The sequence below is a fragment of the Hydrogenophaga sp. RWCD_12 genome, assembly GCF_046604225.1.
GTDB lineage: Bacteria > Pseudomonadota > Gammaproteobacteria > Burkholderiales > Burkholderiaceae_C > Hydrogenophaga.
In genome coordinates, this window is the sequence record NZ_JBKIXC010000001.1 from 549,586 (window position 1) to 573,990 (window position 24,405).

Here is a 24,405-nt window from a genome sequence, read left to right on the forward strand (position 1 = left end):
TCCGGTCGCTGGTCAGTCGCGCGGTGGCGTCAGGGTGACGTCGCTGGTCGCGAACGCCACGCAGGGCAGCACGGCGCCCCCTGTCTTCTCCTCTGGCAGCAGGCCGGGCCACTCGACGCCGTAGCGCACCGTTCCCGACGCCAGATGGCCGATGCAGCTGCGGCAGGTGCCGTTGCGGCACGAAGCCGGCCAGGGGATGCCGGCCAGCTGCATCGACTGCAGCAAGGTCCGGTCCTGCGGCACCGGCAACGACACGCCGTGTGCAGGGAGGTGCAGGGTCCACGGCTGGGGATGATCTGGTTCGGGCATGCCCCGAATCTAACCGCACACCGGACTGCCTGTTGAACAGGCAAACTGTAGAAAATCCATGCAGAACAAGGACTTGGGCCGGCCGTACAGGGCTTCTCCACACTTATCCACAAGCTTGTCCCGGATTTCTTGGGACAAGTTGAGAAGCATCAAACCGGTCAGGGGGTGCGTCGGGTAAAGTTCGGGTTTTCCCTAGCCCCAAGTTCCTGACCATGTACAGCCTGACCGGCGCAGACCGGACCTACCGCTTCTTCTGTGGCGCCCTGATTCTCTTGGCCGCCATGTTCTCGCTCACTGGCGTGTTGCAGGTGCTGGCCCTTGCCTCCGCCGGCCTGGTGCTCACCACCGCGATCATCAACGCCTGTCCGCTGGTGGAACTGCAGGTTCGCGCCGAATCCTGATCAGGCTTCGCCACCGAAGCGTTTGATGAGGTTGGCGATGTACTTCTCGACGAGTTTTTCGAACTCGCCCTCGACCACCGGCACGACAACCATCTTCATCAGGCCGGGCAGCGGCACCTCGATGTCGCCCTGGATCGCCAGCACAATGCCTGTCGACTTCTTCTGATCGGTGACGGCCCAGCTGCCCGAGACCTGGGCATTGCCCACGCCCTTGACCGGCGTCCATTTCACCGAACCCTGGCCCTTGGCCGTGTCCCACTTGCTGGCGTACTTGCAGGCGTAGACGGTCTGGATGTTGACCTGCGCCGTGCCCACTTTTTCCATCTCCCAGCGGTAGGTGTTGTTGCCCATGTCGACCAGCTGGTCGACTTTGGGAAAATGGCTGACCGATGTCGGTACATCGGAGAGCACCTCGAACACGTCGGCGGCCTTGGCCTTGACGGCAAACTCGTAGCCCAGATCGATCTTGACGGTGATGGCCATGTGTCTCCTCTTCGGGTGGTGTGTCTGAAAATTCATTGTGGCACGCACCCGCGTGCTTCCACCAGAGAGCCGACTCCAATGTCGGCCGCGAACAGAAAGCTCCCCGTTCCATGAGCATCCAGTGGTTCCCCGGACACATGCACCTGACGCGCCAGGCGATCGCCGACCGCGTCAAGGAGATCGACGTCGTGATCGAGATGCTCGACGCGCGCCTGCCCGGCAGCAGTGCCAACCCGCTGATGCAGCAGCTCACCAGCGGCCGGCCCACGCTCAAGGTGCTCAACAAGCAGGACATGGCGGACCCCGGGCGCACAGCACTCTGGCTGGCGCACTACAACGCCTTGCCCGACACGCAGGCCATCGCGCTGGATGCCAGCGTGACCGCGCCGGCGCGCGCACTCATCGACGCCTGTTTCCAGCTGGCGCCCAAGCGCGGCGGCATGGTCAAACCGATGCGGGTTCTGATCTGCGGCATTCCCAACGTCGGCAAGTCCACGCTGATCAACACGCTCAAGGGCAAGCGCGCGGCCAAGACCGGCGACGAAGCCGGCGTGACCCGCACCGAGTCGCGCATCGCCCTGGCCGACGACTTCTACCTCTACGACACGCCGGGCATGCTCTGGCCGCGCATCTTCGTGCCCGAGAGTGGCTACAACCTGGCCGCCAGCGGGGCGGTGGGCAAGAACGCCTACGACGAGGAAGAGGTGGCCTACGAGCTGATCGCCAAGCTCAAGACCGACTACCCGGCGCTGATGGAAGCGCGCTACCCGCTGGGTCTTTCGCCCGAGGCCTGGGCGCAGACGCACGACGACGAGCTGCTCGAAGCCATCGGCCGCAAGCGGGGCGCGCTGGCCGGCGGCGGCAAGGTGAACATGCAGAAAGCGGCCGAACTGGTGATCGCCGATTTCCGTTCGCAGCATCTGGGCCGCATCACGCTCGAAACGCCCGAACAGTTCGCGCGCTGGCTCAAGGCCGGCAAGCAGGCCGACGCCGAGCGCGCGGCGCGCAAGAAGAAGCTGCGCGACGAGGGGCACATCAGCCCGGAGCGCAAGCCCAAGGTGGATCAGCGCACTGCAGCGCGCAAGTCGCGCTGAACCCGCCCCTCACAGGAGAACACCGATGTCCACCGTTGCCCCGAACCCGAACCCCGAATCCGATCCTCGCGTGAAAGCGGTGTTCGACGACATCCGTGCCACGCGCAAGACGGATTTCATCAACAACATGTGGCGCTACCTGGCCTTCGACCCGGCGCTGCTGGAGCAGACCTGGGCCGAGGTCAAGCGGGTGATGGCGACGCCGTCGACGCTGGACCCGCTGACGAAGGAGATGGTTTACATCACCGCGTCAGTGATCAACGGCTGCAGCTACTGCGTGCACTCGCACACGGCGGCCGCGACGGCCAAGGGCATGACGCGCGAGCAGCACGCCGAGCTGATGTCCATCATCGCGCTGGCCGCCAAGACGAACCAGCTGGCGACGGCGTTGCAGGTGCCGGTCGACCCGGTGTTCGACCAAGGCTGAACCCCCTGCGGGGAAAGGGCTCAGCCCTCGACCTTCACGCCCTTCCAGAACGCCACGCGCCCACGGATGTTCTCCGCTTCGGGCTTGGGGTCCGGGTAGTACCAGGCGGCGTCGGTATTGAGTTCGCCATTGACCAGCAGCGAGAGGTACTTCGCTTCGCCTTTCCACGGACAGGTGGTCCGGTGGTTGCTGAAGGTGACGAACGTGCGGTTGAGGGCAGCTTCGGGGAAGTAGTGGTTGCCTTCGACCAGCACAGTGTCGTCGCTGTCGGCGATCACGGCGCCGTTCCAGGTGGCTTTCATGCGGCTCAGCTCCGGCTCACTTGAACTTGTCCTTTTCCTTGCCGCGCGGAATGACCGACGTGGTGGGGGCGACCGGGCGGTCCGAGGTGGCGGGGCCCTTGGGCAGCGAAGAGTCCTTCTTCGGTTTCTTGCTCATCTTTTCGTTGCGCTGTTCTTTGCCCATGGTGTGCTCCAGAAAGGGCCGCGGGAGGCGGCGGATGCCCCCGATATTAATGGCGCCGCGCGGGCACTTACTCCGCGGCCTGCAGGACCTTGAGTTCTTCCGGCGGTGCGACGGTGACGGCCACCTTCAGCGTGTGCTGCGCGCCGCCCTGGATCACGCCCCGCATGGGCGAGACGTCGGAGAAGTCGCGTCCGGTGGCCAGCTGCACATAGTCTTCGCCCGGGCTGCTTTCGCCAGCCCGGTTGTTGGTCGGGTCGAAGTGGAACCAGGCGCCCTGTCCCGGCACGCTCGGCGCCGGCTCGGGCACATAGACCGCGACCCAGGCGTGCGAGGCGTCGGCACCGATCAGGCGCGGCCGGCCCGGCGGCGGCTGGGTCAGCAAGTAGCCGCTCACATAGTAGGCAGGCAGGCCCAGGCTGCGCAGGCAGCCGATCATGATGTGGGCGAAATCCTGGCAGACACCTTTGCCCTGCGCGAGCGCGGTCAGGGCCGGGGTGTTGATCTCGGTGCTGGCGGTCTCGTAGGTCAGCTCCGTGTGAATGCGTGCCATCAGTGCGGTGGTGGCTTCGAGCATGGGCCGACCGGGCGCGAAGGCCGGCCGCGCGAAGGCGGCGAAGCGGTCGTCCCGTGGAACGTGGGGCGAGGCGAACAGGAACTCGCTGGCGGCGTTGAACGGCGCGTGGGCGCGGTAGCGGAACTGTTCGCGCACGGCCTCCCAGCCCAGCGCCTGCCAGGCCGGCGAGGCAACGCCCGAGGGCACCGGGCGCGGCACGCGGGTCCGCACCAGGCAGTCGGCTTCGACGGTGAGCGTCTCGTGTGGCGCCTGGAGCGAAAAAAAACTGCAGACGTTGCCGTAGGCGTCGCGCACATCGTTGCGCGTGGCGGGCTCGGGGTCGATGCGCAGCGCGTGCGAGAGCACCAGCTGGTTGGCGGTGTTGACCGGCGTCAGATGCACCATGTGCTGGGCGAGATCGACGCTGCCCTGGTAGGCATAGGTGGTGGTGTGAACGATGCGCAGATCCATGGCGGCGATGTCAGGCGCTCAGGCTCTGGCGGCGCTGGTCGGCGTGGCTGAAGTGCAGCCGGGTGATCTCGTCCGAAAGTTCTGCGGCCGCAGCTTCGCAGTCGTCCAGCAGGGCCTGCAGCGCGCTGTGCGTGCGCTGGCCGTCTTCTTTGCGCTCCCAGCCGCTGAGCTCGGTCAGCACCCAGGCATCGGGATCGGGCAGTCCCTGCGCAAGCACGGCGTCCTGCGGCGTGGCGCTCTGCGAAAGCTTGGCCAGCCGAGCGCGCAGCGTCTGCACGACCCAGGCCAGCGAGCGCGGGTTGTCGCGGTCCATCACCAGCAGGTCGACCAGCGCCACCATGTCGCGCCGCTGCTGGTACATCGCGTGGAAGGTGATGGTGCTGTCGAACAGGGCCACCACGGCCTCGAAGCCGCTGGGGTCGTCCAGGCTGTGGTGTTCGAGCGCGAGACGCAGGGCGCGCGAGAGCGTGATGAGGCGTTCGATGTGGCGGCCGACCGAGAGCAGGCGCCAGCCACTGTCGCGCACCATGCGGTCGGTCTGGGCGCCGGTGATGGCGGCCAGCCGTTCGCTGGCATTCTGCAGCGCCGCCATGGCTTCGGTGGTGGCGTATTCGGCGTCGGCGTCGGCTGCCATGGCCATGCAGTCGCTGGCGAATTCGGTGTCGGCGTGTTCGATCAGGTTCCAGTGCTCGGGCGAGAGCCGGTCGCGCACCTGGGTGGCGGCCTGGCGCAGCGCGTGCAGGTTGAAGCCGACGCTGAAGCTGGAGCCGTGCAGCGCAGAGTCTGGGTCGGGCGAGAGGCCGGCCATCAGTGCGCGCGCAAACACGCGCACCGACTGTTCGGCGGCGGGCACGTCGGGCAGCACCAGCGCGTTTTCCACCGCAATGGCCGAGAGCCAGCCAAGCAGGGCGCGCGAGCTGGGTTCTTCGCCGCCCAGGTGGTCCAGCGCGATGCGGGCCAGGCGAATGCCGTTCTCGGCGCGCTCGGTGTAGCGACCGAGCCAGAACAGGTTTTCGGCGGCGCGGCTGGTGACGGGACGCTTGTGGTGCGCCAGAGCCAGCGTGCTCGGCGCCGACTGCAGAAGGCTGGTGGTGTCGACCTCGTCGCCGGTGTCGACCCAGCAGTCGGCGCTGCTGCCGCCGCGCTGCATCGAAGCCATGAGCTGGCCGCGCGGCGCCAGCCGCACCAGTCCGCCGGGCAGCACGCGCCAGCTTTGCGGGCCGTCGGCCAGCGCGAACACGCGCAGCAGCGACGAGCGCGGCAGCAGGCGGTCGCCGGTCCATGTCGGGGTCTGCGACAGCGGCAGCCAGGCCTGCACCGTGTAGTCGTCGGGGTGGCGCACCATGCGGCCGGCCCATTCGTCCAGCTCGCGCGGGTTCAGGCTCTGGCCGATGGCGGTGTCCAGGCCCGAGCTGGGGTAGGTGGGCTTGATCACGCCGTCTTTGAGCAGGGGCAGCACTTCGCGCAGCGCCGCGTCTTCGCCGCACCACCAGGTGGGCAGCGAGGGCAGGCGCAGCTCTTCGCCCAGCATGTGGCGGCTGATGGCGGGCAGGAAGCCCAGCAGGGCGCTCGACTCCAGCGGCGCCGAACCTGGCGCGTTGGCCAGCAGCAGGTTGCCGGCGCGCAGCACCTGCAGCAGACCGGGGATGCCCAACGCCGAATCGGCGCGCAGCTCCAGCGGGTCCAGCCACTCGTCGTCGACGCGCTTGACCAGCGCATGCACTGGCTCCAGGCCCTTGAGCGTCTTGAGGTACAGCCTCTGGTCGCGCACCGTCAGGTCGTTGCCTTCGACCAGTGTCAGGCCAAGGTAGCGCGCAAGGTAGGCGTGCTCGAAATAGGTTTCGTTGTAGGGGCCCGGTGTCAGCAGCGCGATGCGGGCGTCCTGGCCTTCGGGCGCCATGGACTTGATGCCGTCCATCAGGGCACGGTAGCTTGAAGCCAGGCGTTGCACCTTCATGGCCGAGAACGCCTTGGGGAACTGGCGCGCGACCGCGATGCGGTTTTCCAGCAGGTAGCCCAGGCCCGAGGGCGCCTGGGTTCGCTGGCCGATCACCCACCAGCGGCCGTCCGGGCCGTGCGCCAGGTCGAAAGCCACGATGTGCAGCCAGGTGCCGCCGGCCGGCGTCACGCCCTGCATGGCGCGCAGGTAGCCCGGGTGGCCCTGCACCAGCGCAGCCGGCAGCAGGGCGCGCTGCACCAGCTCCCGCGGGCCGTAGAGGTCCGCCATCATGGCGTTGAGCAGCTTCGCGCGCTGCAGCACACCCGCCTCGATCTGTGCCCAGTCGCTGGTGCCCAGCAACATCGGAAACAGGTCCAGCGCCCAGGGGCGCTGCTGGCCCGATGCGTCGGCGTAGACGTTGTAGGTCACGCCGTTGTCCCGCACCTGCCTCTGCAGGTTGTGGTTGCGCCGGTTCAGGTCGGCCAGGCCTTCGGTGCCGACATGCTCGACGAACTGCGACCACAGCGGCGAGAGCCCGTGCCCGGAAGCGTCGCGCAGCCGGTCGAGGTGGCCCGGGTCGGCGGGCACCGACATCGCCAGCGCCCAGTCGGCGGGCGAGTCGGGGCTCAGGTCGTCAAAGAGGGACTCGGGGTTATCGTGGCTCACGGTGTCCGAGTATGCCCGGCTCCCCCGTCAGGAACGCAGGTCCAGGGTGAAGGGGAATTCCCGGCTTGACGTGGCCGGTCCTGGCACCAGCTTGCCCGAGGTATGTCCCATCTGGAAGAAGCGCGAGAGACGGCGGCTCTCGGCTTCGTAGGCGTTGATCGGGAAGCTGTCGTAGTTGCGGCCGCCCGGGTGGGCGACGTGGTACTGGCAGCCACCGAGCGAACGGTCCATCCAGGTGTCGACGATGTCGAAGGTCAGCGGCGCATGCACGCCGATGCTCGGGTGCAGGGCCGAGGGCGGGTTCCAGGCCTTGTAGCGCACGCCAGCCACGTACTCGCCGGCCGAGCCGGTGGGCTGCAGCGGCACGGTGCGGCCGTTGCAGGTGATGACGTATCGGCTGTCGTTGTAGCCCGAGACGCGCAGTTCGACGCGTTCGAGCGACGAGTCCACATAACGTACCGTGCCGCCCGCGGCGCCTTCTTCGCCCATCACGTGCCAGGGTTCCAGCGCGTTGCGCAGCGTCAGCTCGATGCCGCGTGCGGTGACCTGGCCGATCAGCGGGAAGCGGAATTCGAAGTGCGGCTCGAACCAGGCCATGTCGAACGGGTAGCCGGCTTGCTTGAGATCCGCCAGCACGTCTTCGAAGTCCATGCGCAGGAAGGTCGGCAACAGCATGCGGTCGTGCAGCTCGGTGCCCCAGCGGGTGAGCTTGCCGATCCAGGGCTTCTGCCAGAAGCGCGCGATCATGGCGCGCAGCAGCAGCTGCTGCGCGATGCTCATGCGGGCGTGCGGCGGCATCTCGAAGGCGCGCAGCTCCAGCAGGCCCAGGCGTCCGGTGGACGAGTCGGGCGAGTAGAGCTTGTCGATGCAGAACTCGCTGCGGTGGGTGTTGCCGGTGACGTCGATCAGGATGTTGCGCAGCGTGCGGTCGACCATCCACGGCGGCATGTCTTCGCCGTGGGTCGCGCGGTTCTTCTCGATCTGCGCCAGCGCGATTTCCAGTTCGTAGAGCTGGTCGTTGCGCGCTTCGTCCACCCGCGGCGCCTGGCTGGTCGGGCCGATGAACAGGCCGCTGAACAGATAGGACAGCGAGGGGTGGTTGTGCCAGTAGGCGACCAGGCTGCCCAGCAGCTCGGGCCGGCGCAGGAAGGGCGAGTCGGCGGGCGTCGCGCCACCGAGCACGAAGTGGTTGCCGCCGCCGGTGCCGGTGTGGCGGCCGTCGGTCATGAACTTCTCGGCGCACAGGCGTGTCTGGTGCGCAGCTTCGTAGAGGAATTCGGTGCGCTCGACCAGTTCGGCGAAGCTGCTGCTGGGGTGGATGTTGACCTCGATCACTCCAGGGTCGGGTGTGACCTGCAGCATCTTCAGGCGCGGGTCGCGCGGCGGCGGATAGCCTTCGAGCACCACCGTCACGCCCAGCTTGTCGGCCGTGGCCTCGACCGCGGAGAGCAGGTCCAGATAGTCTTCCAGCCGCTGCATCGGCGGCATGAACACGTACAGGTGCTGGCTCTTGCCGCCGCTGTCCTTCTCGGCCTTGGGGCCGTTGGCGCGTTGCGGGTCGCGGGCCTCGACGCACAGCGCGGTGCGGGTCAGCCAGGCGGCCGACTCACCACGCTGCGGGAAGCGCGCCGACAGCGCCTGTGCGGGCGCGGCGCCCGGGTGGGGCTGGCCGCGGCGCAGGCCCAGGGCTTCGGATTCGCCACGGTGGTCGGCCTCTTCGAACCAGTCGGTGCTTTGCAGCGAGACCGTGCCGCCTTCGGCAAATCCGCCACCCACAGCGTGCGGGTGGACCTGGTGGCGCAGCGCCGTGCCGGTGGGCAGCGGGTCACGGGCGGAATGCGGATCCTGCTCGATGTGGTACGGGTAGTCGCCCATCGACACCCACGGCAGCGAGTCCAGCGGCAGTCGGTAACCCATGGGTGAGTCGCCCGGGATCAGGTACATGCGCTCTTCGCGGAAGAACCACGGGCCGGTGGACCACATTGCCCCCGAGACGCGGTGGTAGGCGCTCTTGCCGTTGTTGGAAAGCGGCCCCTGGCCCGAGGCCTGCAGCGGCAGCACGTAGCCGATCACGCTCTCCAGCCCTTGGCCGAACACGCGCCTCAGCCGTGAGCGCTCCTGTTCATCGTCGAGCTTGCTGTCCAGCGGGTCGACGTTGACTGGCAGGCGGCGCTCGCGCCACAGGAAGTACCACGTGTCTTCATAGCCGGGCGTGATGTACTGGGTCGACAGGCCGAGCTTGCGTGCCAGGGCTTGCGTGAAGCGCTGTGCGTCGTCGGCGGTGTAGTGGGCCTCGTCGCGCTCGTCGGCCAGCAGGGCCGGGTTGGTCCAGCAGGGCTCGCCATCGGCGCGCCAGAAGATCGACAGCGCCCAGCGCGGCAACTGCTCGCCCGGGTACCACTTGCCCTGGCCCATGTGCACGAAGCCGCCGTGGCCGTACTGTTCGCGCAGCCGGCCCAGCAGTTCGGTGGCGTAGCCGCGCTTGGTCGGGCCCAGGGCGTCGGTGTTCCATTCGGCCGCGTCGCGGTCGGCGGTGGCGACATAGGTCGGTTCGCCGCCCTGCGTCAGCCGCACGTCGTGCTTGACCAGATCGGCGTCGACCGTTTCGCCGAGCTTGAGCACTTCGGCCCACTGGTCTTCGGTGTAGGGCTTGGTGACGCGCGGCGATTCGTAGACGCGCGTGACCTTCATTTCGTGGCTGAAGGTGACTTCGCACTTGTCCATCACGCCTTCGACCGGCGCGGCGCTGGACGGCTGCGGCGTGCAGGCCAGGGGCACATGGCCTTCGCCCGCGAGCAGGCCCGAGGTCGGGTCCAGCCCGATCCAGCCAGCACCCGGCAGGAACACCTCGCACCAGGCGTGCAGGTCGGTGAAGTCCTTCTCCGGGCCGCTGGGGCCGTCGATCGCCTTGACGTCGGGGGTGAGCTGGATCAGGTAGCCCGAAACGAAGCGCGCGGCCAGACCCAGGTGGCGCAGCAGCTGCACCAGCAGCCAGCCCGAGTCGCGGCAGGAACCGCTCTTGAGCTTGAGTGTTTCTTCGGGCGTCTGCACGCCCGGCTCCATGCGGATGGTGTAGCCGATGTCTTTCCAGAGCTTCTGGTTGATGCCGACCAGGAAATCGATGGTGCGCTGCTCGCTGCGGTCGACCGTCGTCAGGTAGTGCTTGAGCAGCGGCGTCAGCGGCGCGGCGGCCAGGTAGGGCGCCAGCTCCTGCTTCTGCCCTTCTTCATAGGTGAAGGGGAACTTCTCGGCGCGCGGCTCCAGGAAGAAGTCGAAGGGGTTGTGCACCGCCATCTCGACCACCAGGTCGATGGTGACCTTGAACTCGGTCGTCGGCTCGGGGAACACCAGGCGGGCCTGGTAGTTGGCAAATGGGTCCTGCTGCCAGTTGATGAAATGGCCGGCTGGTTCGACCTTCTGCGAGTAGGAGAGGACCTTGGTGCGGCTGTGCGGGGCCGGCCGCAGGCGGACCACCTGCGGGCCCAGCTTGACCAGCCGGTCGTATCGATAATGGGTGATGTGGCTCAGAGCGACATGGATGGCCATGCTGGGATCACTTTCAACAGGGAGGCACAAACAATGAACAGGCAACCAGTGCGGCTAGCCGCACGCGTCCGATCCGAACTAGCAAGTCCCGCGCCACGGGGCAGCAGCCAGATCGATTGAGCATGATGCACCCAGTGTGGGCAGTGCTGCCCGGCGTGGTGCTGGGCGTGGCGCTGCAACTGCAGCAGGCGCGGCTGTGGAGCGGGGCGACCCACGCCATCTTGCTCCTTGCCGCCGCTTTGCTGGCGTTGATCGCGGGTTGGGCCCACCGGCGGCGCTGGCAAGCCCGGTTTGTGCTGGGCGCCGGGCTGCTCGCCGGAGTGCTGTCGGCCGGTGGACTGACCGGCCTGCGCGCGGTGCACTTCGCCGGACAGGCACTGGCGCCCGTGCTCGAAGGCGTGGACATCACCCTCACTGGCCAGATTGCGTCGATGCCGCAGCGTGGTGCGGACAGCGACCGGTTCGAGTTCAGCGTCGACAGCGCGGAGCGGGACGGGCAGACGGTCCGCGTGCCGCCCCGGCTGCTGATCAGTGATTTCCACGGAACGGCCGCGGGGCGGGCCTGGCGGGCCGGCGACGCGTGGCGCCTGGTGGTGCGGCTGCGCCGGCCGCACGGCCTGTCGAACCCGCACGGATTTGACCGCGAGCGCTGGCTATGGGAGCAAGGCATCGGCGCGACCGGCAGCCTGCGCGACGGCCCACACGACGTGCCGCCGGTGTGGCTGGGCCGCCCGGGGCTGCACCCGGTCGAGGCCGCACGCCAGTGGGTCGGAGAGCGCATTGCTGCCCGGGTGACGGACCCACGCAGCGCCGGTGTGCTGGCGGCGCTGGTGGTGGGGGACCAGAGTGACATCGATCATCAGGACTGGGCGCTGTTCCGGCAGACGGGCGTGGCCCACCTGATGAGCATTTCCGGCCTGCACGTCACGGCCTTTGCCTGGCTCGCGACCTTGTGTATCGGTGCGGGCTGGCGGCGGCTGGCGTTTGTCTGGCCCGGGGCACTGATGGCGCTGCCGGCGCCGGTTGCTGCGGGCTGGGGCGGGGTGGTCGCGGCCGCGGCCTACGCGCTGTTCGCCGACTGGGGCGTGCCAGCGCAGCGCACGGTGCTCATGCTGGCCTTGGTGGTGGGCCTCAAGCTGTCTGCCCGGCGCTGGCCGTGGCCCATGGTCTGGCTGCTGGCGATGGTGGCGGTGTTGCTGCTCGATCCCTGGGCCTTGCTGCAGCCGGGCTTCTGGCTGAGTTTTGTGGCCGTCGGCATCCTGTTTGCGGCCGACGACCCCGGGCGCCGCCTGACCGAAGTCTCCGATGGCTTGCCGCGCTGGCGCCGTGTCGTGCGGCCGGTGGTGGCCCTGCTGCGTGAGCAGGGCCTGGTCACGGTGGCGCTGGCGCCGCTGGGGCTGCTGCTGTTCGGTCAGGTGTCGCTGGTGGGACTGGTGGCCAACCTGTTTGCCATTCCCTGGGTGACGTTTCTCGTGACGCCGATGGCGATGCTGGGCGTGGTGGTTCCTGCGCTGTGGGATCTGGCGGCCCTTGCGGTGCAGGGGCTGGCGGCGCTGCTGGATTGGCTGAACCAATGGGCCTGGGCGGCGGTCTTCCGGCCCATTCCTCCCTGGCCGCTGGCCGTGTTCGGCGTGCTGGGAGGCTCGCTGCTGGTGCTGCGCCTGCCGCTGGTGTTGCGCTCGGCGGGTCTGCTGATGGTGGCGCCCATGCTGCTCTGGACACCCGGCAGACCGGCCAGCGGAGAGTTCGAGGTGATGGCGGTGGACGTGGGGCAGGGCAGCGCTCTGCTGGTGCGCACCGCCGCTCACAGCCTGCTCTACGACACCGGGCCGCGCTTTGGCACTGGCAGCGACGCAGGTGACCGGGTCGTGGTGCCGTTGCTGCGTGCGCTGGGCGAGGCGCCGGACACCGTGGTCGTGAGTCACCGCGACAGTGATCACTCGGGCGGTTCTGCTGCGGTCCGCGCGGCCTGGCCGTCGGCACGCTGGCTGGCCTCGTTCGGTGAGGGTGAGCGCTGTCTGGCTGGACAGCGCTGGACCTGGGACGGCGTGTCGTTCGAGGTGCTGCACCCGGCGCTGGAGCTTTACGGTCCGGACGGCGAAGGCCGGCTGTCGACCAATGCCATGTCCTGTGTTCTGCGCATCGACAACGGGCGGCGCTCGGCCTGGCTCAGCGGCGACCTGGACGCTGAGCGCGAAACACGGCTGGCAGTGGCCCGACCCGAGCTCAGGGCCGATCTGTTGATCGCGCCGCACCACGGCAGTGCATCGTCGAGCAGCCCGGTGCTCCTCAACACCCTTCAACCGACGGTCGCTTTGGTGCAATCGGGCTACCGGAACCGCTTCGGGCACCCGGCCCCGCTGGTGACCGACCGTTATCGGGCACGTGGCATCCACTGGGAAGATTCGCCCCAATGTGGTGCGGCAACGTGGCGCAGCGATGCCCCGGATCAGGTGTTTTGCCACCGCGAAATGGCCCGCCGCTACTGGCACCATCCGGGTGCAGAGACCTTGGTGGTGACAGACGATGGAGAACCCGGTTTCTGACCACTGGCCCACTCCTTGCTATGCTGAGAGCAGGAGAAAAGCCCATGAGCCGACCGATGTTTGACGAAATGAACGCCTCGCCCAGCGAGGTACGGGCCCACTACCAGAACTACGCTCGGTGGCTGGCACAGCAACCCGAAGAGGTCATGGCATCCCGCCGCGAAGAGGCGGAAATGATCTTTCGCCGCGTGGGCATCACCTTCGCGGTGTATGGCGCCAAGGACGAAGACGGTGCGGGCACCGAGCGCCTGATTCCGTTCGACCTGATCCCGCGCATCATCCCGGCGCACGAGTGGAAGAGCATGCAGGCCGGGCTGGTGCAGCGCGTGACAGCGCTCAACCGCTTCGTGCACGACGTCTACCACGAGCAGGAGATCGTCAAGGCCGGCATCATCCCCGCCGACCAGATCTTCCAGAACGCGCAGTTCCGGCCCGAGATGATGGGCGTGGACGTGCCCGGTGGCGTGTATTCGCACATCTCCGGCATCGACATCGTGCGCGCTCCCAATGCACAGGGCGTGGGCGAGTACTACGTGCTCGAAGACAACCTTCGCGTGCCCAGCGGCGTGAGCTACATGCTCGAAGACCGCAAGATGATGATGCGTCAGTTCCCCGACCTGTTCACCCAGAACCGGGTCGCGCCGGTCGCGCACTATCCCGACCTGCTGCTCGAAACTCTGCGTGCCGTCAGCCCCGCGACCACGGCCGAGCCCACGGTGGTGGTCCTCACGCCCGGCATGTACAACAGCGCCTATTTCGAGCACGCCTTCCTGGCGCAGCAGATGGGCGTCGAGCTGGTCGAAGGCCAGGATCTCTTCGTCAAGGACAACTTCGTCTACATGCGCACCACCAAGGGGCCGCGCCGGGTGGACGTGATCTACCGCCGCGTCGACGACGACTTCCTCGATCCGCTGGTGTTCCGCCCGACCTCGACGCTGGGCTGCGCCGGCCTGCTGGGCGTGTACCGCAGTGGCAACGTGACGATCTGCAATGCGGTCGGAACGGGTGTGGCCGACGACAAGTCAATCTACCCCTACGTGCCCAAGATGATCGAGTTCTACCTGGGTGAGAAGCCGATCCTCAACAACGTGCCGACCTTCATGGGCCGCAATCCCGACGACCTGAAGTACATGCTCGACAACATGGCCGAGCTGGTGGTCAAGGAAGTGCACGGCGCCGGCGGCTACGGCATGCTGGTCGGCCCCGCCGCCACCAAGGCCGAGGTCGACGAGTTCCGCGCGGTGGTCAAGGCCAAGCCCGACGGCTACATCGCGCAACCGACGCTGAGCCTCTCGACCTGCCCGACGTATGTGGAAAAGGGCATCGCCCCGCGCCACATCGACCTGCGACCGTTCGTGCTCTCCGGCAAGGAGGTGCAGATGGTGCCTGGCGGCCTGACGCGCGTGGCCCTCAAGGAGGGCTCCCTGGTCGTCAATTCGTCACAGGGCGGTGGTACCAAGGACACCTGGATTCTGGAGAACTGAGCATGCTTTCGCGTACCGCCGACCACCTCTTCTGGATGTCCCGCTACACCGAGCGGGCTGAAAACACCGCGCGCATGCTCGATGTGAACTACCAGACTTCGCTGCTGCCGCAGTCCGCCGCCGTGGCGCAGGTCGGCTGGCAGGGCCTGCTGTCGATCAGCGAGCTGATGCCCAGCTACACCGCCAAGTACGGCCAGGACATCACCTCGCGCAACGTCATGGACTTCATGGTGCGCGACGAGTCCAACCCGTCGAGCATCGTTTCATGCCTGCACGCGGCGCGCGAGAACGCCCGCGCGGTGCGCGGCGCGCTGACCACCGAACTGTGGGAAACGCAGAACAGCACCTGGCTCAAGCTGGCCGGCTACCTCAAGTCCAGCGACTTTGAACGCGACCCGGGCGCATTCTTCGAGTGGGTCAAGCACCGTTCACACCTCTCGCGTGGTGTGGCGGTCGGCACCATGCTGCAGGACGAGGCGTTCCACTTCTACCGCATGGGCTCGTTCCTGGAGCGATCGGACAACACGGCGCGGCTGCTGGACGTGAAGTTCCACGCGGTGCAGAGCGACTTCTTCGGCGCTGCCAGCGAGCAGGATCAGGAATACGACTTCTACCACTGGAGCGCGATCCTGCGTTCGGTCTCCGGCTTCGAGGTCTACCGCAAGGTCTACCGCGATGTCATCACGCCCGAGCGCGTGGCCGAGCTGCTGATCCTGCGCCCGGACATGCCGCGCAGCCTGGCCGCCAGCATGAACGAGGTGGTGGCCAACCTGAGCGTCGTGGCCAACGACATTTCGGGCGAGACGCAGCGCCGTGCCGGCAAGCTCAAGGCCGACCTGCAGTACGCGCGCATCGACGAGATCCTCTCGACCGGACTGCACGCGTTCCTGACCCAGTTCCTGGACCGCGTGAACGAACTGGGTGGCCGGATCAGCCAGGACTTCCTCGTCCCCTCGGTGCATTGATTCGTCCGGGTACCATGCGGGTCCCCGGCGCAACCCGGAGCCCGCATGAAACTCGTCATCCACCACAACACCCTTTTCCGTTACAGCCAGCCGCTGCTCTACACGGTGCAGACACTGCACCTGTGGCCCGCCAGCAGCGAATGCCAGAGCGTGGAGTACTGGGAGCTGCGCGTGCCCGGCACGCTGCACACCCAGCCCGACATCGAGGGCAACCGCGTGCACAGCTTCTCGCTGTCGGCCCGTCCAGAACAGGACCTGCGCGAGAACAGCATTGCCGGTCGCGGCACGGTGCTGACCCATGGTGTGTCCGAGTTCACCGACCCGCCGACGCTGCCGCCGCCGGGCTTCTACCTGCGATCCACCCCGCTGGCGGAGCCGCATCCGCGCATGGCCATGTGGGCACTGCAGGTGGTGCCCGGGCTGGTGGCGGCGCTGGCGCGCGGCGAGCTGCCCGCGGTGGCTGACCTGGTGGCCCTGGCTTCGGCGGTGGGCGACAAGGTGCAGTACCGCAAGGGCAGCACCGGGGTGGAGACCACGGCGCTCGAAGCCTTCGACTGGGAGCTGGGCGTCTGCCAGGACCAGGCCCATGTCATGGTGGCGGTGTGCCGCAGCATCGGCCTGCCGGCGCGTTACGTCAGCGGCTATTTCTACGCGGCCAACGAGCCCGATCTGGCCAGCCATGCCTGGGCCGACGTGTGCGTGGATCCGGTGAACCGGCGCTGGCTCAGCCTGGACGTGACCCACCGCTGTCCGACAGACGAACGGCACATCCGGCTGGCGGCGGCCACCGACTACAGCGCCTGCCTGCCGATCAAGGGACTGCGCCGGGGCGGGGGCGAAGAGAGCATGGCGGTGGACATCCGCATCGGGCCCTGGGCATGAATGTGACCACCCCCGCAGCGCTTCGCGCTTCCCCCTCAAGGGGGCGGCACTGGCCGTCCGGCGAAGCCGGCACGGCGGTGCCCTGGTCGAAGGCCTTTGTTACGGTCGGCGGTTGACCAGGGCTTCGATGGTCTGGCCCAGCTCGATCACCGCCATGGCGTAGTAGCTGCTCCAGTTGTAGCGGGTCACGGCATAGAAGTTGTCGGTGCCCGCCACGTAGGTCGGCGCCGATCCGCCGTTGGTCGGGTCGCCGTTCTGCAGTTCAATCAGCGCCAGCTTGCCCACGTGCTTCTGACCCTCGGCATCGAGCACCGCGCCCTTGGCGCTGAAGCTCTCGATGCTGAAGCTGGGCAGGATGTCCGGCGCCAGCAACCCTTCCTTGTCGAGCCGGGTCGTGTCAAAGGTCACCGGGTAGTGGGTCGGTTGCCCGGTCTGCCACCCGTATCCCTTGAAGTAGTTCGCGACCGAGCCGATCACGTCCGCCTGGCTGTTGAACAGGTCGACCTTGCTGTCGCCGTCGTAGTCGATCGCGTAGCGGGTCCAGCTGCTGGGCATGAACTGCGGCCAGCCCATGGCGCCAGCGTAGCTGCCGCGCACGGCCAGCGGGTCCATGCCGGTGCGGTGCGTGAGGCTGAGGAACTGTTCGAGTTCGCTGCGGAAAAACTCGGCGCGTGCCTCCGCGCGCGGGTGGCTGGCCGGAAAGTCGAAGGCCAGCGTCGCCAGCGCATCGATCACGCGGTAGTTCCCGGTGTGCTGGCCGTAGATGGTTTCGACGCCGATCACCCCGACGATCAGGCTGGCGGGCACGCCGAATTCGCGCTCGGCGCGTTCGAGCGTTTCACGGTTGGCTTCCCAGAAACGCTGACCGGCACGGATGCGCACCGGTTCGATGAAGCGGGCGCGGTAGGCTGCCCAGTTCTTGTACGCAGCCCTGGCGACCGGCAGCGAGAAACGGATCACGCTGGGCTGGCGGCGGGCGGCGCCGACCTGCTGGCGCACCCACTGCACATCCAGGCCCCGGCGTTGCGCGAGATCCTCGGCGAACGCCATGGCGACCGGCGACTGGGCATAGACCGACACGTCGGCCGGTGCCGTCGCCACGGAAGGCGTTTCGCCGGTGGCCTGTGCCAGCGGAGCCAAGAGAACCAGGGTGGTGGCCCACAGGCGGGAGAAGGACGGGAATCGGGCGCTCATCGTGTTGCCCGTGCGGGCCAGGTGATCTGTCGGAGTTCGGATTGCAGCGACTCCAGCGTATCGCCACTGCGGGGTGCGTAACGCAAGGCCTCCAGCCGCAGCAGCCAGGCACCCAACTGGCGCGTGAAATCGTTGTCGCCGAAGTGTGCGGACGCCACACGCGCGAGCTCGCGCGGCGTGCTGTGCTCGGTCGGGGTGAGTCCGGCCTCCGTCAGGCGGCGCCGCACCCTGGCGAGCGCGCGCAGCCATGGATCGTGCTGCTGTCGTTCCCAAAGTGTCCATGCCGCACCCGCGAGGCTGACCGCCACGATCACGCCGATCAGCACGTAGGCCAGGTCGGTCCAGCTGGGCGACTCGAACCCGAGGTTCTTGAGCAGGTCGAGCTGGCGGCCTTGCGTGTAGTTCAGCACCCACTGGTTCCACCCGTTGTTCACTGCATCCCAGGCGTCGCGCATGCGCTGCACCAGGGTCGGATCGATCGTGCCCAGGGCGGTGGCGATGGCGCCCTCAGGGGTGCGCAGTCGCTCCATGGAACCGGTGCGCCCCGGGGCCACCGCACCGGTCGGGTCGACCCGAACCCAGCCTCGGCCTTCCAGCCAGACCTCGGCCCAGGCATGCGCATCGCGCTGGCGCACCACCCAGTAGCCGTCGACCACATTGAGCTCACCGCCCTGGTAGCCGGTGACGATGCGCGCAGGGATGTCCAGCGCGCGCATCAGGATCACGAACGACGAGGCGATGTGCTCGCAGAAGCCTTCCTTGCGGTCAAACCAGAACTCGTCGGCGGTGTGGCGGCCGTACACGCCCGGGTCGAGCGCATAGGAATACCCGCCGGTGCGAAGCCGCGTCAGCGCTGCGTCGACCAGTGCCGTGGCCGACTGCGGTCCGGTCCCGACTTCCCTGCGCATGCTTTGCGCCAGGGCCATCGTGCGCGGATTGAAGCCTGGGGGCAGGGCGGTCTGGTCCGCCAGCGCGACAGACGGCTGCAACGGCCCGTGGCGGAAGTCCGTGTGGCTTTCGGCGCGGTAACGCAGCAGTTCGGTGATGGGGCGCCGCGTCAGCCATTGCAGCTCGGGTGTCATGAACGGCCTGTAGTTGGGCAGGTCGGGAGCGGTGGTCGTCGCCTCCAGCATCAGAAGCCAGGGCCGCATGGTCGGCTCCATCGTGACTTCATAACGCACCGGCGCGCCCGCCACCTTCAGCTCGGCCTGAAGCTCCATGTGCGCCGGGAACGCCGATTGCAGCGGCTTCCACTCGACGCCATCGAAGGTGGTCAGCACCGGCCCCCGGAAGTACAGGTCGCGCTGTGCTGGCGGAGCGCCGTCGAAGCGCACCCGCAGGGCGATGCGTTCGTCCAGCGCCAGTTCTGCGAGCTGCCCCACGCGCATGTTGGCCGACAGCCCCATGCGGCTTTCCGACGCGTCGCCCGGCATGCCCCACAGCGGCGAGAGCCGCGGGAACAGCATGAACGCAACGAACATAATCGGCGTGCCCAGCGCCGCCATGCGCGCGGCGATGCCCACCATCTGCAGCAGCGGCGGACGGCCGACCGGCATGTGGGCGTTGACCACTGCCGTGAGCAGGCCGAGCAGAGCCACCAGGATGCCCGCGGCGGTCAGCAGGGACTGTGAGTAGAAAAAGTGCGTCAGCAGAGTGAAGAAGCCCAGGAAGAACACCACGAAGGCGTCGCGGCGCGCCCGCAGCTCCAGCGTCTTGAGTGCCAGCAGCACGACGATCAGCGTGACGCCCGCGTCGCGGCCCACCAGCGTCTTGTGTGTGAACCAGGTGGCGGTCACCGTCACCAGCAGCAGTCCCACGCGCCAGGGCCACCCCGGCAGGGGCTTGCCCCGCAAGGCCAGCGACGCGCGCCAGAGCAGTACGCCCGCGGTCAATGCCGAGCACCACCAGGGGATGTGCTGCACCTGCATCAGCATCACCCATGCGATGACCGCGAGCAGGAAGAGGGTGTCCCGCGCGTCTCTGGGCAGGTTGGCGGGGAGGGCGATCTTGTTCAGCACAGCGCCATCGCCTCCAGGCAGCGCGACCGGTGCGCAGCGCCCTGGTCCGGTGAAAACTCGTGTCCGGGAATGCGCAGGCCGTAGTCCAGCCCCATGCGTTCGGCCATCAATACCCAGGCCGTCAGCCGCGAGAGCCGTGCCTCCATGTCCGGCGCGCCACAGCGGTTGTGGTCGAGCCAGAGTTGCTGGCGCTGCGTCGACAGCGCGTCGCGGCTGACCAGATCGTTGCGGCCGGCGGCGAAGGTCTGTGCGGCCTTCTTCCAGACGATGGATTTCTGCGGATCGCCCCGGCGGTAGGCGCGCACGCCGTCGAACTCGCCGGTGGTCTGCACCCGTGCATTGCCGGCGAAGCCAGGCTGCGGTTCGCCCGGTGGCAGCGGTGGCGGGTGTGCCTCGGGGGCCGGGTACACCAGCAGCTGCGCGGCCGGCCGCCAGACTGTCCAGACCCGGAAGGTGCCGAGCGGAAACAGGGTCACGGCGGTGAGAGCGGGCAGTGCATGCAGGCCGCGCCGCGGTGCGGCCCAGGCCACCTGCATCGTCGCGCTGCCCTGTGGCGGCACATCGGTCCAGGCCAGGTGGGTGTCGTCCTTCAACTCGTCGGTGTTCACGCCGACACCGATGCCATGGCGCGGCGCCGCACGGTCGTTGCCCAGCCGCAGTACCAGCATCGCGGGCTGTCCGGCATGGGTGGGGGCGGGTGGCGTCAGGTGCAACGCCAGTCCACGCAGATTCGAGTGGCAGATGTGCATGCCGACGACCGCGCTGCCGGCCAGCAGGAAGGTCAGCAGATATCCCAGGTTGAGCTGGTAGTTGATGCTGCCCACCAGCAGGATCAGCAGCGTGAAACCGAGCATCCAGCCAGCGCGGGTCGGCAGGATGTAGACGTTGTGCTGGTTCAGCACCAGCGTGTCGGTGCGAGGCAGCCGCTCCAGGAACCAGCGGCGCAGGCGTTGGCGCAGCGGGACGAGCGGGTTCACGGGAGCGGCGTGGCGTCGATCATGGCCCGCACCTGTTCGCTCGCGCCGCGGCCGGCGTCGCTGACCGGAATCATCCGGTGCGACACGGTCTGCGGGAGGATGGCGGCGATGTCGTCGGGTGCCACGTAGTTGCGACCCTGCAGGAAGGCCTGTGCCTTGGCGGCGCGCAACACCGCCAGCGTGGCGCGTGGCGAAAGGCCCTGAGCAAACCAGCGGCCAGAGCGCGTGGCAGCCACCAGGTCCTGCAGGTATTCAAGCACTGGCTCGGCGGCGTGCACGGACAGCACCTCTGCCTGCAACCGGGCCAGTTCCTCCGGCGACAGCACGGCCGGCATCTGTTCGATCAGTTCGCGCCGGTCGGCACCGCGCAGCAGTTCGCGCTCGGCAGCCCGGTCGGGGTAGCCCAGCGAGATGCGCATGTGGAAGCGGTCGAGCTGCGACTCGGGCAGGGCGTAGGTGCCCAGCTGGTCGAACGGGTTCTGGGTCGCGATCACGAAGAAGGGCAGCGGCAGGGCGCGGGTTTCGCCCTCCACCGTGACCTGCTTTTCTTCCATCGCTTCGAGCAGTGCGCTCTGTGTCTTGGGGCTGGCGCGGTTGATCTCGTCGGCCAACAGCACCTGTGCGAACACGGGGCCCGGGTGGAATACGAAGGCCTCGCGGCCGCGCTCGTAGATCGAGACGCCGACCAGGTCGCTGGGCATCAGGTCGGCGGTGAACTGGACACGCGCGAACTGCAGGCCGAAGGAGCGCGAAAGTGCGTGCGCCAGCGTGGTTTTCCCCACCCCCGGAACGTCTTCGATCAGCAGGTGTCCACCGGCCAGAAGGCAGCCGACGCAGTCGGAAACCTGGGGGGCTTTGCCCACAATGACCGTGTTAAGCTGGTCCAGAAGCTGTCGGATTTTTGTATCGGCATGCATCCGTGAACCTTACCGTAAAAATGCGATGAGTCAGGCCACCGGTTATTTCACCCACCCGGACTGCCGGAGACACGAAATGGGTCCGGGTCACCCCGAATGTCCGTCGCGGCTGGATGCGATCGAAGACCGGTTGCTGGCCAGCGGACTGGGTGCGGCACTGGTTCGCCGCGAGGCCACGCCAGCGTCGATGACCGAGCTGGAACTGGCCCATGGCCGCATGCACCTGGCCTCACTGCGCGGCCTGTCCGACGGACTGCGCGACGAGATCGCCGCCGGCGGACCCACCCACGCGCAGATCGATCCCGACACCTCGATCAACATCCATTCCTGGGACGCGATCCTCGTCGCCGCCGGTGCCGCCATCGATGCGACCGACGCAGTGATGGCCGGTGAGCTGGCCAATGCGTTCTGCGCGGTTCGCCCGCCCGGCCACCACGCGACCCGCAACCAGGCAATGGGCTTCTGTTTTGTCAACAACGTGGCGGTCGCGGCCAAGTACGCACTGGAGCGCCACGGTCTGGAGCGCGTGGCCATCATCGACTTCGATGTGCATCACGGCAACGGCACGGAGGACATCGTCGCGGGCGACGAGCGCATCCTCATGTGCAGCTTCTACCAGCACCCGTTCTACCCGCCCTGGGACCATTCGACTGCCCCGAACCTGGTGAACCTGCCGGTTCCGGCCTACACCAGGGGCATGGACATTCGCGAGCTGGTCGACATGATGTGGCTGCCGCGGCTGGACGCCCACAAGCCGCAGATGATCTTCATCAGCGCCGGTTTCGATGCGCATCGCGACGACGAGATGGGCCAGCTGGGCATGGTCGAGAACGACTATGCCTGGATCACCGAACGCATCAAGGAAGTGGCCAGGCGCCACGCGAAGGGCCGCATCGTGAGCTGCCTTGAAGGCGGCTACGACCTCGGCGCCCTGGCCCGCAGCGTGGAGGCCCATCTGCGCGCGCTGGCCGACCTCTGAACTTTCTTTCGATCTGCACCATGAGTGACGACATCCTGATCCACCGCCGCGACGAGCGCGGCGTGCACACCCTGACGCTGAACCACCCCAAGGCCTTCAATGTGCTGTCGGAGGCCATGCTGGCCGCCTTCCAGCGCGCGGTCGATGCGGTCGTTGCCGATGCCGACGCGCGGGTGGTGGTGATCGGCGCCGAGGGCCGGGCGTTCTGCGCCGGGCACGATCTCAAGGAGATGCGCGCGCGGCCCGAACTGGCCTACTACCAGTCGCTATTCGCGACCTGCTCGAAGCTGATGATGGGCCTGCGCAGGCTGGAGGTGCCGGTGATCGCACGCGTGCACGCGCTGGCCACGGCGGCCGGTTGCCAGTTGGTCGCGCAGTGCGACCTCGCGGTGGCGACCGAGGGCGCGACCTTTGGCGTCAATGGCATCGACGTTGGCCTGTTCTGTGCCACCCCCGGCGTGGCCCTCTCGCGCAACATGCTGCCCAAGCAGGCGATGGAAATGCTGCTGACCGGCGACTTCATTTCGGCGGCCGAGGCGAAAGCGCGCGGGCTCGTGAATCGGGTGGTTTCGGCCGACGCACTGGATGCCGAAGTCGAGGCCTTGGTGGCGCGCATCCTGGGCAAGCCGCGCGAGGCCATCGCGATGGGCAAGACGCTGTTCTACCGGCAGCTGGAAACCGGCATGGAGTCGGCCTACCAGCTGGCGGGCCAGACCATGGCCTGCAACATGGTGCACGGTGTGGCGCAGGAAGGCGTGCAGGCATTCATCGAGAAGAGGGCGCCGCAATGGTGAAGGGTGTGACCACGCCGCCGCCGATCCAGGACCTGGACGCCTGGCTGGCCGGTTTCAAGCAGGCCACGGTCTGGATTGAGCTGATCGGCCTGGGCCTGAGTGTGCTGGCCGCCTGGGCCTTGGCGGCGCTGCTGCGCAAGGCGCTGAACAAGCAGGACGACCGGTCTTCGATCCTGTTCGGGCGCAAGGTGATTGATGGTGTGCTGTTTCCCTTGCTGCTGCTGGTCTTTGCCCACATCGCCCGCGGCGTCATTGCCGCCGAACTGCCGCTGGCGGTCTTCAAGGTGGCGATCCCGGTGCTGGTGTCGCTGCTGGTGATCCGGCTGGGTGTGAAGGTGCTGCAGGCGGCGTTTTCCGAAGCGCCGTGGGTGCGGGTGATGGAACGCACCATCTCGTGGCTGGCCTGGGGCGTGATGGTGCTGTGGGTCAGTGGCTTGCTGCCGGTGGTGTTGACGGAAATGGAAGACATCACCTGGCACATCGGCAACAGCACGGTGAGCCTGCGGACCCTGATCGAAGGCGCGCTCACGGCGGGCGCGATGCTGATCCTGACGCTCTGGCTCTCGGCGGCGATCGAGGCGCGGCTGCTGCGGTCGGCGGTGGGCGGCGACCTTTCGCTGCGCAAGGCGCTGAGCAATGCCACGCGCGCGGTGCTGATGTTTCTGGGCCTGATCGTTGCGCTGTCGGCGGTCGGCATCGACCTGACGGCGTTGTCGGTGCTCGGCGGCGCGGTGGGCGTCGGCATCGGCCTGGGTCTGCAGAAGCTGGCGGCCAACTACGTCAGCGGCTTCGTGATCCTGACCGAGCGCAGCATGCGCATCGGCGACAACGTGCGGATCGACAACTTCGAGGGCCGGATCAGCGACATCACCATGCGCTACACCGTGATCCGCTCTGCCACGGGCCGCGAATCCATCGTGCCCAACGAGATGCTGGTCACCAACCGCGTGGAAAACCTCTCGCTGGCCGATCCCAAGGTCTGGCAGTCGACCGTGGTTTCGGTGGCCTATGAGAGCGATGTCGAACTGGTGCGCCAGTTGCTGTCGGAGGCGGCCATGTCGCAGGACCGGGTGCTCAAGGATCCGGTGCCCAACGCCGCGCTGTCGGCCTTTGGCCCGGACGGCCTGGAGTTCACGCTGGGTTACTGGATCGCTGATCCGGAAAACGGTCAGCTCAACGTGCGCTCGTCGGTCAACATCGCGGTTCTCAACGCGCTGAGGTCACGGGGCATCGAGATCCCGTACCCGCAGCGCGTCGTGCACACGAAGACTGTCTCCTGAGCGCAGGTCGATCCG

At 67.6% G+C, this 24,405-nt stretch carries 21 protein-coding genes; 10 read left to right on the forward strand and 11 right to left on the reverse strand.

Going from position 1 to position 24,405, the window contains the following annotated elements; all coding sequences use genetic code 11:
• Positions 1–12: 12 nt before the first annotated feature.
• Positions 13–309 carry a 2Fe-2S iron-sulfur cluster-binding protein gene (locus tag ACLIJ1_RS02655; protein ID WP_411363929.1) on the reverse strand — a complete coding sequence of 99 codons (297 nt, stop codon included), beginning with the start codon at positions 307–309 and terminating at the stop codon, positions 13–15.
• A 212-nt stretch (positions 310–521) separates the two neighbouring features.
• Here ACLIJ1_RS02655 and ACLIJ1_RS02660 point away from each other — a divergent pair, with 212 nt between their 5' ends.
• Complete coding sequence (locus ACLIJ1_RS02660) at positions 522–710, forward strand: YgaP-like transmembrane domain (RefSeq protein ID WP_411363930.1); 189 nt, start codon at positions 522–524, stop codon at positions 708–710.
• Here the strand turns inward: ACLIJ1_RS02660 and ACLIJ1_RS02665 are convergent, their stop codons facing one another.
• Complete coding sequence (locus ACLIJ1_RS02665) at positions 711–1,193, reverse strand: SRPBCC family protein (protein WP_411363931.1); 483 nt, start codon at positions 1,191–1,193, stop codon at positions 711–713. It abuts the gene before it with no gap.
• A 110-nt stretch (positions 1,194–1,303) separates the two neighbouring features.
• Here ACLIJ1_RS02665 and ylqF point away from each other — a divergent pair, with 110 nt between their 5' ends.
• Both ylqF and ACLIJ1_RS02675 read left to right on the forward strand, forming a co-directional pair.
• Positions 1,304–2,287: a ribosome biogenesis GTPase YlqF gene (ylqF, locus tag ACLIJ1_RS02670; RefSeq protein ID WP_411363932.1), complete on the forward strand. Its 984-nt coding sequence runs from the start codon at positions 1,304–1,306 to the stop codon at positions 2,285–2,287.
• A 25-nt stretch (positions 2,288–2,312) separates the two neighbouring features.
• Positions 2,313–2,714 (forward strand): carboxymuconolactone decarboxylase family protein, encoded by a 402-nt coding sequence (locus tag ACLIJ1_RS02675; RefSeq protein ID WP_411363933.1) that lies wholly within the window; start codon positions 2,313–2,315, stop codon positions 2,712–2,714.
• Between the two features lie 20 nt (positions 2,715–2,734).
• Here ACLIJ1_RS02675 and ACLIJ1_RS02680 read toward each other — a convergent pair whose 3' ends face one another.
• From ACLIJ1_RS02680 to ACLIJ1_RS02700, 5 genes are all read right to left on the reverse strand, one after another.
• On the reverse strand, positions 2,735–3,016 hold the full coding sequence (locus tag ACLIJ1_RS02680) for a DUF427 domain-containing protein (protein ID WP_411363934.1): 282 nt from the start codon (positions 3,014–3,016) through the stop codon (positions 2,735–2,737).
• 16 nt (positions 3,017–3,032) lie between these two features.
• Positions 3,033–3,179 carry a hypothetical protein gene (locus ACLIJ1_RS02685; protein WP_411363935.1) on the reverse strand — a complete coding sequence of 49 codons (147 nt, stop codon included), beginning with the start codon at positions 3,177–3,179 and terminating at the stop codon, positions 3,033–3,035.
• A 67-nt stretch (positions 3,180–3,246) separates the two neighbouring features.
• On the reverse strand, positions 3,247–4,203 hold the full coding sequence (locus ACLIJ1_RS02690) for a transglutaminase family protein (protein WP_411363936.1): 957 nt from the start codon (positions 4,201–4,203) through the stop codon (positions 3,247–3,249).
• 10 nt (positions 4,204–4,213) lie between these two features.
• Positions 4,214–6,736: a circularly permuted type 2 ATP-grasp protein gene (locus ACLIJ1_RS02695; protein WP_411364772.1), complete on the reverse strand. Its 2,523-nt coding sequence runs from the start codon at positions 6,734–6,736 to the stop codon at positions 4,214–4,216.
• Between the two features lie 99 nt (positions 6,737–6,835).
• The gene (locus ACLIJ1_RS02700; protein ID WP_411363937.1) at positions 6,836–10,354 is read right to left on the reverse strand and encodes a DUF2126 domain-containing protein; all 3,519 of its coding nucleotides are present in this window, start codon (positions 10,352–10,354) and stop codon (positions 6,836–6,838) included.
• A gap of 122 nt (positions 10,355–10,476) precedes the next feature.
• On the opposite strand from ACLIJ1_RS02700, the gene ACLIJ1_RS02705 reads away from it, so the two are divergent.
• Genes ACLIJ1_RS02705 through ACLIJ1_RS02720 form a run of 4 tightly spaced genes read left to right on the forward strand, consistent with a single transcriptional unit; the run spans position 10,477 to position 16,231 of the window.
• Positions 10,477–12,900, forward strand: a complete 2,424-nt coding sequence (locus ACLIJ1_RS02705; RefSeq protein WP_411363938.1) for a DNA internalization-related competence protein ComEC/Rec2 — start codon at positions 10,477–10,479, stop codon at positions 12,898–12,900.
• A gap of 44 nt (positions 12,901–12,944) precedes the next feature.
• Positions 12,945–14,384, forward strand: a complete 1,440-nt coding sequence (locus ACLIJ1_RS02710) for a circularly permuted type 2 ATP-grasp protein (protein ID WP_411363939.1) — start codon at positions 12,945–12,947, stop codon at positions 14,382–14,384.
• Between the two features lie 2 nt (positions 14,385–14,386).
• The gene (locus ACLIJ1_RS02715; RefSeq protein ID WP_411363940.1) at positions 14,387–15,349 is read left to right on the forward strand and encodes an alpha-E domain-containing protein; all 963 of its coding nucleotides are present in this window, start codon (positions 14,387–14,389) and stop codon (positions 15,347–15,349) included.
• Positions 15,350–15,394: 45 nt separating this feature from the next.
• Entirely contained in the window at positions 15,395–16,231 is an 837-nt protein-coding gene (locus ACLIJ1_RS02720) for a transglutaminase family protein (protein WP_411363941.1), read from the forward strand.
• Between the two features lie 99 nt (positions 16,232–16,330).
• Here ACLIJ1_RS02720 and mltB read toward each other — a convergent pair whose 3' ends face one another.
• From mltB to ACLIJ1_RS02740, 4 genes are read right to left on the reverse strand one after another with little or no spacing between them, the layout of a single operon-like run.
• Positions 16,331–17,425, reverse strand: coding sequence for a lytic murein transglycosylase B (gene mltB, locus ACLIJ1_RS02725; RefSeq protein ID WP_411363942.1), 1,095 nt, complete (start codon positions 17,423–17,425; stop codon positions 16,331–16,333).
• Positions 17,422–19,443 (reverse strand): transglutaminaseTgpA domain-containing protein, encoded by a 2,022-nt coding sequence (locus ACLIJ1_RS02730; protein WP_411363943.1) that lies wholly within the window; start codon positions 19,441–19,443, stop codon positions 17,422–17,424. The genes mltB and ACLIJ1_RS02730 overlap by 4 nt, the downstream gene beginning before the upstream one ends.
• Positions 19,437–20,420, reverse strand: coding sequence for a DUF58 domain-containing protein (locus ACLIJ1_RS02735; protein ID WP_411363944.1), 984 nt, complete (start codon positions 20,418–20,420; stop codon positions 19,437–19,439). The genes ACLIJ1_RS02730 and ACLIJ1_RS02735 overlap by 7 nt, the downstream gene beginning before the upstream one ends.
• Positions 20,417–21,337 (reverse strand): AAA family ATPase, encoded by a 921-nt coding sequence (locus tag ACLIJ1_RS02740; protein ID WP_411363945.1) that lies wholly within the window; start codon positions 21,335–21,337, stop codon positions 20,417–20,419. Before ACLIJ1_RS02740 ends, ACLIJ1_RS02735 begins: the two co-directional genes overlap by 4 nt.
• Before the next feature lie 25 nt (positions 21,338–21,362).
• Between ACLIJ1_RS02740 and ACLIJ1_RS02745 the strand changes: the two genes are divergently transcribed.
• Genes ACLIJ1_RS02745 through ACLIJ1_RS02755 form a run of 3 tightly spaced genes read left to right on the forward strand, consistent with a single transcriptional unit; the run spans position 21,363 to position 24,390 of the window.
• Positions 21,363–22,316 (forward strand): histone deacetylase family protein, encoded by a 954-nt coding sequence (locus ACLIJ1_RS02745; RefSeq protein ID WP_411363946.1) that lies wholly within the window; start codon positions 21,363–21,365, stop codon positions 22,314–22,316.
• A 20-nt stretch (positions 22,317–22,336) separates the two neighbouring features.
• On the forward strand, positions 22,337–23,110 hold the full coding sequence (locus tag ACLIJ1_RS02750) for an enoyl-CoA hydratase (protein WP_411363947.1): 774 nt from the start codon (positions 22,337–22,339) through the stop codon (positions 23,108–23,110).
• On the forward strand, positions 23,104–24,390 hold the full coding sequence (locus ACLIJ1_RS02755) for a mechanosensitive ion channel family protein (RefSeq protein ID WP_411363948.1): 1,287 nt from the start codon (positions 23,104–23,106) through the stop codon (positions 24,388–24,390). Before ACLIJ1_RS02750 ends, ACLIJ1_RS02755 begins: the two co-directional genes overlap by 7 nt.
• Positions 24,391–24,405 lie beyond the last annotated feature (15 nt).

Bases quoted from the DNA above. Each gene is read 5' to 3' on its own strand.
- ACLIJ1_RS02655 (WP_411363929.1), bottom strand. From the start codon at position 309: ATGCCCGAACCAGATCATCCCCAGCCGTGGACCCTGCACCTCCCTGCA.
- ylqF (WP_411363932.1), top strand. From the start codon at position 1,304: ATGAGCATCCAGTGGTTCCCCGGACACATGCACCTGACGCGCCAGGCG.
- ACLIJ1_RS02690 (WP_411363936.1), bottom strand. From the start codon at position 4,203: ATGGATCTGCGCATCGTTCACACCACCACCTATGCCTACCAGGGCAGC.
- ACLIJ1_RS02680 (WP_411363934.1), bottom strand. From the start codon at position 3,016: ATGAAAGCCACCTGGAACGGCGCCGTGATCGCCGACAGCGACGACACT.
- ACLIJ1_RS02715 (WP_411363940.1), top strand. From the start codon at position 14,387: ATGCTTTCGCGTACCGCCGACCACCTCTTCTGGATGTCCCGCTACACC.
- ACLIJ1_RS02755 (WP_411363948.1), top strand. From the start codon at position 23,104: ATGGTGAAGGGTGTGACCACGCCGCCGCCGATCCAGGACCTGGACGCC.
- ACLIJ1_RS02665 (WP_411363931.1), bottom strand. From the start codon at position 1,193: ATGGCCATCACCGTCAAGATCGATCTGGGCTACGAGTTTGCCGTCAAG.
- ACLIJ1_RS02700 (WP_411363937.1), bottom strand. From the start codon at position 10,354: ATGGCCATCCATGTCGCTCTGAGCCACATCACCCATTATCGATACGAC.
- ACLIJ1_RS02750 (WP_411363947.1), top strand. From the start codon at position 22,337: ATGAGTGACGACATCCTGATCCACCGCCGCGACGAGCGCGGCGTGCAC.
- ACLIJ1_RS02660 (WP_411363930.1), top strand. From the start codon at position 522: ATGTACAGCCTGACCGGCGCAGACCGGACCTACCGCTTCTTCTGTGGC.
- ACLIJ1_RS02685 (WP_411363935.1), bottom strand. From the start codon at position 3,179: ATGGGCAAAGAACAGCGCAACGAAAAGATGAGCAAGAAACCGAAGAAG.
- ACLIJ1_RS02695 (WP_411364772.1), bottom strand. From the start codon at position 6,736: ATGTCGGTGCCCGCCGACCCGGGCCACCTCGACCGGCTGCGCGACGCT.
- ACLIJ1_RS02740 (WP_411363945.1), bottom strand. From the start codon at position 21,337: ATGCATGCCGATACAAAAATCCGACAGCTTCTGGACCAGCTTAACACG.
- ACLIJ1_RS02705 (WP_411363938.1), top strand. From the start codon at position 10,477: ATGATGCACCCAGTGTGGGCAGTGCTGCCCGGCGTGGTGCTGGGCGTG.
- mltB (WP_411363942.1), bottom strand. From the start codon at position 17,425: ATGAGCGCCCGATTCCCGTCCTTCTCCCGCCTGTGGGCCACCACCCTG.
- ACLIJ1_RS02720 (WP_411363941.1), top strand. From the start codon at position 15,395: ATGAAACTCGTCATCCACCACAACACCCTTTTCCGTTACAGCCAGCCG.
- ACLIJ1_RS02710 (WP_411363939.1), top strand. From the start codon at position 12,945: ATGAGCCGACCGATGTTTGACGAAATGAACGCCTCGCCCAGCGAGGTA.
- ACLIJ1_RS02675 (WP_411363933.1), top strand. From the start codon at position 2,313: ATGTCCACCGTTGCCCCGAACCCGAACCCCGAATCCGATCCTCGCGTG.
- ACLIJ1_RS02745 (WP_411363946.1), top strand. From the start codon at position 21,363: ATGAGTCAGGCCACCGGTTATTTCACCCACCCGGACTGCCGGAGACAC.